At 71.3% G+C, this 6852-nt stretch carries 5 protein-coding genes; 4 read left to right on the forward strand and 1 reads right to left on the reverse strand.

Translation table 11 applies throughout. The features are described from left to right. Positions 1–1464 carry a polysaccharide biosynthesis tyrosine autokinase gene (locus AB0B94_RS12385; RefSeq protein WP_238672040.1) on the forward strand — a complete coding sequence of 488 codons (1464 nt, stop codon included), beginning with the start codon at positions 1–3 and terminating at the stop codon, positions 1462–1464. Here the strand turns inward: AB0B94_RS12385 and AB0B94_RS12390 are convergent. Beyond that, positions 1445–1999, reverse strand: a complete 555-nt coding sequence (locus tag AB0B94_RS12390) for a low molecular weight phosphatase family protein (protein WP_357273782.1) — start codon at positions 1997–1999, stop codon at positions 1445–1447. The two genes, AB0B94_RS12385 and AB0B94_RS12390, sit on opposite strands and share 20 nt — an antisense overlap. Before the next feature lie 168 nt (positions 2000–2167). On the opposite strand from AB0B94_RS12390, the gene AB0B94_RS12395 reads away from it, so the two are divergent. The 3 genes from AB0B94_RS12395 (at position 2168) to AB0B94_RS12405 (ending at position 5940) form a co-directional block, all read left to right on the forward strand. Then, a complete protein-coding gene (locus AB0B94_RS12395; protein WP_357273787.1) occupies positions 2168–3415 on the forward strand; it encodes a glycosyltransferase family 4 protein in 1248 nt (415 codons plus the stop codon). A 103-nt stretch (positions 3416–3518) separates the two neighbouring features. Then, the gene (locus AB0B94_RS12400; RefSeq protein ID WP_357273792.1) at positions 3519–5297 is read left to right on the forward strand and encodes a DUF4012 domain-containing protein; all 1779 of its coding nucleotides are present in this window, start codon (positions 3519–3521) and stop codon (positions 5295–5297) included. Positions 5298–5310: 13 nt separating this feature from the next. Then, positions 5311–5940 carry a hypothetical protein gene (locus AB0B94_RS12405; protein ID WP_357273796.1) on the forward strand — a complete coding sequence of 210 codons (630 nt, stop codon included), beginning with the start codon at positions 5311–5313 and terminating at the stop codon, positions 5938–5940. The last annotated feature ends 912 nt before the right edge of the window (positions 5941–6852 follow it).

Consider the following 6852-nt stretch of genomic DNA (forward strand, 5'->3'; position numbering starts at 1 on the left):
ATGGACCTGCTCCGCCAATTGCGCCACGTGCGTCGGCACTGGTGGGTCGCGCTGGTCACGGTCATGGTGGCTCTCGGCGTCTCGGCGTTCCTGACCGTACGGGCCCAACCTCGATACGTCGCCTCGGTGACCTTCTTCGTCACCACCCCCAACACCGGCGTCACCGACGCCTACCAGGGCGGGCTCTTCCTCCAGCAGCGCGTCAAGTCGTACGCCGACCTGCTCAGCAGCGACCGGCTGGCGCAGAGCGTGGTGGCCGAAACTCCGGTCGGCCTCACCGCGGACGAGGTGCAGCGCCGGGTGAGCACCTCGACCGAGACCGGCACCGTTCTGCTGCGGGCATCGGTCACCGACACCGACCAGACCCGCGCGTTGCGCGTGACGGAGAGCCTCGCCAACAAGTTCGTCGAACTCGTACAGAAGGTGGAGACGACGCCGGAGGGCAAGGCGCCCATCAAGATCGAGGTGGTCAGTGGCCCGCGGGTCAGCGCCAACCCCGTCTCGCCGCAGCCGGTCCGCAACCTCACCCTCGGTGGCCTGGTCGGCCTGATCCTGGGCATCGGTCTGGCGATCCTGCGCGGCGTCGCCGACGTCCGACTGCGCGACGCCGCCGGCCTGCAACGCGCCACCGGCAGCCCGCTGCTCGGTGAGATTCCGTTCGAGGCCAACGCCCGCAGCGCCCCGCTCATCGTGGGCGACGCCGCGACCTCGGCGCGTGCCGAGGCGGTCCGCAAGCTGCGGACCAACCTGCGCTTCGTGGACGTCCACGAGCCTGCCCGGGTCATCGCGGTGACCAGCGCCCTGCAGGGCGAGGGCAAGACCACCCTCTCCTGCAACCTGGCCATCGCCCTGGCCGAGGCGGGCTGGCGGGTGCTGCTCGTCGACGCCGATCTGCGCCGCCCGAAGGTCGACGACTACCTGGGCCTGGACGCCGGCGTCGGCCTCACCGACGTGCTGGTCGGCGACGTGAAGGTGGGCGACGTCGTGCAGCGCTGGGGCGACAAGTCGCTGCTGGTGCTGCCCAGCGGGTCGGCCCCGCCGAACCCGAGCGAGCTGCTCGGCTCCAAGGCCATGTCGGACCTTCTGCTGGCGCTGCGCGAGTCGGCGGACATCGTGATCATCGACACCGCGCCGCTGCTCGCGGTGACCGACGGCGTGGTGGTGGCCGTGCAGGCCGACGGCGCGCTGCTGGTGACCCAGCAGGGCCGTACCTCGCGCACCCAGGTCGCCGCGGCGGCCCGGTCACTGCACTCGGTCTCGGTCCGGCTGCTCGGTTGTGTGCTGAACATGGCCAAGGTCGCCAAGGCCGAGGCGTACCAGTACGAGGCCTACCGGGTGGTGGCCTCGACGGCCGAGGCGTCGGTGCCCGCCGACCGGGCCGCGTCCGGCCGGCACAGCGCGACAGCCGACGGGGTCAACGGCGTCCCCGACCACACCCAGGAACTCACCCGGCTGCCCCGATGAGCGCGGCGAGGGGTCGCAGCGACCGTTCGATCTCCTCGGCGCAGCGTCGGAAGTCGGCCGCGGTACCGCCGATCGGGTCCCGAAGGTCGTCCTCGTCCGGGGCTGCGGGTTGCAGCCGTCCCCGGGCCTGGGCGGCGGCGACGATCGCCGCCCGCAGCGGGTCGTCGGCCGAGTCGGTGGGCGGCTCGGCCGCCGCGGCCAGCCGGCCGAACTGGCGCAGTGTGAACGTCCGGTGCAGCGCTCCCGGCGCCAACGAGGTACAGATCGAGCGTTGGCGTCGGGTCGCGGTCAGCACGAGCGTCGCGTCGACCAGATGCTCGGGGCGCAACCCCCTGGTCCGGAACGCCGCCGGGTCCGCACCGATCTCGGCCGCGACCTCCATGGCGTACGGGTGCATGGCCAGCCCGTCGATCGCGTCGGTGCCGGCGCTGGCCACCTCGACGGGTCGGTCGGCCAGCAGCCGGCGGGCCAGGTACTCGGCCATCGGTGACCGGCACAGGTTGGCGTGGCAGACGAACAACACGCGATCAGCCATCGGTGCCCCTCTCATCGGTACGGACACCGGCGCTCGCACCGCGAGGGCGGTGCGTCGACGCCGGAGGTCGCGCGGGGAGGGGTTGTCGGCATCGTACGCGCGCCGCACGCCAGCCGGTCGCGGTGCCGCGCCGGTCGCCGGCGATCCCTGTGGGACGGAGGCGCGCCGGTGAAGATCGGCATCCTGTCGTACCACTTTCCGCCCGAGCCGGCATTCATCCCGGGGAGCCTCGCCGAGGAGCTGGCCGCGCGTGGGCACGAGGTGCGGGTCCTCACCGGCTTCCCCGACTATCCCGGTGGCCACGTCTATCCCGGCTGGCGGCAGCGGTGGCACCACGAGACGCACAGCCAACGGCTGAGCGTCCGACGGGTGCCCCGGTACCCCGGGGGTGCCGCGTCCGTCGGCGGCCGGATGGCCAGCTACCTCTCCTTCGCCGGCAGCGCCGGGCTGGTCGCACGCCGGTTCCTCGGAGACGTCGATGCGCTCTACGTCTTTCAACTGCCGGCGACGACGTTCGCCGCCGCCGGGGTGCTCCGGTTGCTCGGGCGGGTGCCGGCGGTGCTGCACGTGCAGGACGTCTGGACCCGCGACGGCGCGGACGAGGGGAGCGAGGGCCGCTGGGCGGCGCGGATGCGCGGCACGATGACCCGGATCTACCGGAGCGCCGCGCGAATCGCGGTCGCGGCGCCGTCGATGAGGGACCTGGTGGTCGCCGCCGGCGCCGATCCGGCCCGGGTCCGACTGGTGCTGAACTGGACCGACGAGCGGATCTTCCATCCGGCGACACCCGGCGCGGCGGCCCGCCAGCTGGTCCGTCGTGACGGTCGGTGCGTGGTGATGCACGCCGGGACCATCGGGACGCGCCAGGGGCTGGAGACCGCGGTCCGTGCGGCCGCGGCACTGGACCGGACGATGGATCTGGTTCTGGTCGGTTCCGGCGCGGCGGAGCGGCGGGTGCGGGGGCTCGCCGCGGAGCTGGGGGCGGAGAACGTCCGTTTCCTGGAGCGGCGGTCGCCGGTCGACATGCCCGAGCTGTACGCCGCCGCCGACTACCAGCTGGTCATGTTGCGCGACCTTCCGGAGCTGCGCGGCACCGTGCCCGGCAAACTCCAGGCCGCGCTCTCCTGCGCCGCGCCGGTGATCGCCTCCGCCGGTGGGGACACGGCCGAGTTGGTCGAACGGGCTCGGGCTGGGTTGTCCTGCCCGCCGGAGGACTGGGCGGCGTTGGCCGACAGGTTCTGGTTGGCAGCCACCATTCCGCCGCCGACCCGCACCGAGATGGGTCGCCGGGGGAGGGCCGCGTACTTGCGCGAGATGTCGCTGCCCGCCGGCGTGGACCAGATCGAACGGCTGTTGCACGAGGCCGCCGGACGGATCGCAGAGCCCGCCACTGAAGCACGAGGAAAGCTCGCTTAAAGGACGGCAATTGCAATAACGGTACGAACTTCCCTCAGGCGTGCTAAGAACGTCAGGGAATCGACCTTCTGTCCGGTTCCGCGAATGGGAGTGTGGTGTGACGGTGAGCGAACGTCCGATCCGGCGGCGGAGTCGGTCCCGGCGTCGTCGGCGGGCCCGACTGCGACGGGCCCTCCTCGGCGCCCTCGTGGTTGGCTCGCTGCTGCTGGCGACCGCCGGGTGGATCGGCTTCCGCGGCTGGCAGGCGCGCACCCACCTGCTCAACGCCGCCGGCCTGGCCCGAGAGTTGAGCGCCCAGATCGTCGGTGGGGACACCGACCGCGCCCTGCGAACGCTCGCCGCCCTTCAGGAGCAGGCCGGCGCGGCTCGTACGGCAACGGCCGACCCGAGCTGGGAGCTCGGACGGCGAATGCCGATCGCCGGCGACGACCTCGACGCCGTCGCGCAGATCGCCGTCGCCATCGACGAACTGGCCCGGCACGCGTTCCCGACCCTGCTCCGGACGGACCTGGCCAGCCTGGTGCCGACCGGCGGCCGCGTGGACCTCGCCCGGCTCGCCGCCGTCTCCACGGAGCTGACCGGGGTGCACGAGTCGGTGCAACGTACCCGCCAGAACCTGGCGGCGGTGCCGGCCGACAACCTGGTCAGTCAGATCCGGCAGGCGCTGAGCGACCTGCGCGACGAGATCGACCGCCTCGCCAGCCTCACCACGGCCGCCGACCAGGGCGCCCGCCTCCTCCCGCCACTGCTCGGGGCGAACGGCCCACGCCGGTACCTGCTTGTCTCGCAGAACCTCGCCGAGTTGCGCGCCACCGGCGGCATGTTCGGCGCGTACGCGATGATCGAGGCGGAGAACGGCAAGGTGAAGATGGGCAAGCAGGGCAGCACGTCCTCGCTCGGTCAGTTCACCCCGGCGCTGAAGGTGCCCGCCGAGACGCAGGCGCTCTGGACTGACCTTCCCGGCATCTACCCCGCCGACGTCAACCTGTCCCCGCACTTCCCGACCGCCGCCACGCTGTACCGCGAGATGTTCCGGCGCAAGACCGGCAGCACTGTCGACGGCGTGCTCGCCGTTGATCCGGTGGTGCTGTCCTACCTGCTCAAGGCGACCGGTCCGGTGCTGGTACCCGGCGGTGTCCCGCTCGCCAGCGAGAAGGTGGTGCAGACCCTGCTCAACGACAGCTACCAGAGTCTCGACGTCAAACAGCAGGACGAGTTCTTCGCGGCGTCGGCGTCCGCGGTGTTCGACGCCTTCTTCAAGAAGAATGTCAACCCGCGGGTGTTGTTGTCCGCATTTGACCGTGCTATCACCGAACGCCGGATATTGTTCTGGAGTGCCCGACCTGAGGAACAGCGGACATTCGGCGAGAGCCGGATGGCCGGGACGCTTCCGGAACAGGACACCGTGCCGACCGTCGGCGTTTTCCTCAACGACGGCAGCGGCGCGAAGCTCGGCTACTACCTGCGGCCGACGGCGAACCTGACGGTCGGCGAATGCCGGTCGGACGGCCGCCGTGAGCTCCGGCTACGGGTGACCCTGCGCTCAACGGCGCCGAAGTCCGGACTTAGCAAATCCGTGCTCGGCCTGGGCCTGGCTGGCGATCCGTACACCGCCCGCACGTTGGTGTCGATCTTCAGCCCGGCTGGTGGAGCGGTGCTGGAGGCCCGGCTGGACGGGGTCGAGACGGCACTTGGCAGCGGCACCGAACGCCGCCGTCACGTGGCGACGGCCAGCGTCGATGTCGGCCCCGGCGCCGAGCGGGCGCTGGAGGTCACCCTGCTGACGGCCAAGACCGGCGTTGGGCAGGCCGAGCTGTGGCTGACCCCCACCGCCAGCCCCTGGACCACCCAAGTTCATTCCGCACCAAGCTGTGATCAGTAGGAGGGAACCAATCATGCGGCTATCCCGCATCATCATGGCGCTCACGGTCGGCCTGGCCGTGGTGGCCGTGCCGACGGCAGCGGGGGCGGCACAGCCGCAGCCGACGCCCAGCGCTACCACCGACCCGCCGCAACCGCCGCCGTACCCGCCGACCGCCGCATCGCTGACCGTCAACCGGCCGACGATCTACCTCGGCGAAACGGTGGTGCTGACCGGCACCAACTTCGGCCCGAACGAGACCGTCGACATCACCGTGACTGTCACTCCGCAGGCCGCTCCGGCCGGCGGCGCGGCTCCGGCTCGCCGCAGCGACGGCAGCACCGTGGCCATGGCTCCGGTGGCCTACCAGGCGAGCGCGCCCCTGCACTTCACGGCGTACACCAACGCCCAGGGCCGCTTCACCAAGAGCTACAAGCCGTCGGTGACAGGTCTGCTGACCTTCACCGCCACGGGCCGGGAGTCCGGCCGTACCGCCACCACCGAGCTGCGGGTGCTGCACAAGAAGCAGCCGCTGCCTGTCACGGGTGACAGCCTCGGCACGCCCATGAAGCTCGGTGGCGGCCTGGTCGGCGCCGGAGCGGTGATGCTGCTGCTGACCCTGGCCTGGCGTCGTCGCCAGCGCTTCGGTGGCGCGGCGCACTAATCCACACCACCGGGCTGCGCCCGGACAGCACGCAAGCTGGCGCCCGTCGGAACACTCCGACGGGCGCCAGCCTGTTCGGATGGACGCCCGCCAGCGCCGTCCCTCGCCCACCGTCGGTCCGGCCATGCCCGCCGCTGTCAACGTCGAGCGGTACGGCCAAACGTCCAGCGCTGCCGCGTCGAGGGTCAGCCCGGTCCGCACCCCTTCGCCGGCGACAGTCTCTCCCCAGGCGGGGTGGGTAACAACGGCGAACGGCCTTCAACACGATCACGGTGAGGCGGTGCCCAGCGGGCATGGTGTCTGTCTTGCGGCGTTTGCGTGGTCGATCCATCATGATCGACTCGGGTTCCATGATGTCGAGGTGTCCGAACGTCCGGGATGCCCCGACATCATGAAACCCGAGTCGATCATTTCGAGGTAGGGGTGGTTCGACGCCGTAGGCCCGACGTTGTGTGGGCGGTTTGTCCGCTGCTGGGCCTTCTGCGTGGTGACCAGCCGCACTCGTGGGCTGGAATCATGGCCGGGGCGGGGTCGTTACATACCCTGACGATCGCAGTACCACCGACCCGCCGCCCCGCTTTGAGGGCTGGTCGCGCAGGCCGGAATGCCAGCCAACGCCCGGTCGTTGCAGTCCCCACGACCGACCACCTGGCACCGCCACGATGAGGGTGCCAGCAGGTGGGCCGATCCCGGAATGACCCCGGCCCCCGGGTCGTTTCACAGGGTCCCGGCGCCACGAGTCCCCCCGGCTCGTCAGGTCGCCGACCCCGACGCCCGAGCGGGCGTCACCCCACGACTTTCCCCCTTGGTACGTGCTGCGCCGGACGAGGTGCTCACACCCTGCCGCCGCCCCCCTTGGTGGTTGGGGTGTTCTACCCCCGAAGGAGCTACCCCTCATGAACACGATCTTCC

Origin of the sequence: Micromonospora sp. NPDC048986, assembly GCF_040649335.1 — a bacterium.
In the GTDB taxonomy this organism is placed as follows: domain Bacteria; phylum Actinomycetota; class Actinomycetes; order Mycobacteriales; family Micromonosporaceae; genus Micromonospora; species Micromonospora alfalfae.

Coding starts and splice junctions, on each gene's coding strand:
- AB0B94_RS12385 (WP_238672040.1), top strand. CDS start 1: ATGGACCTGCTCCGCCAATTGCGCCACGTGCGTCGGCACTGGTGGGTC.
- AB0B94_RS12390 (WP_357273782.1), bottom strand. CDS start 1,999: ATGGCTGATCGCGTGTTGTTCGTCTGCCACGCCAACCTGTGCCGGTCA.
- AB0B94_RS12405 (WP_357273796.1), top strand. CDS start 5,311: ATGCGGCTATCCCGCATCATCATGGCGCTCACGGTCGGCCTGGCCGTG.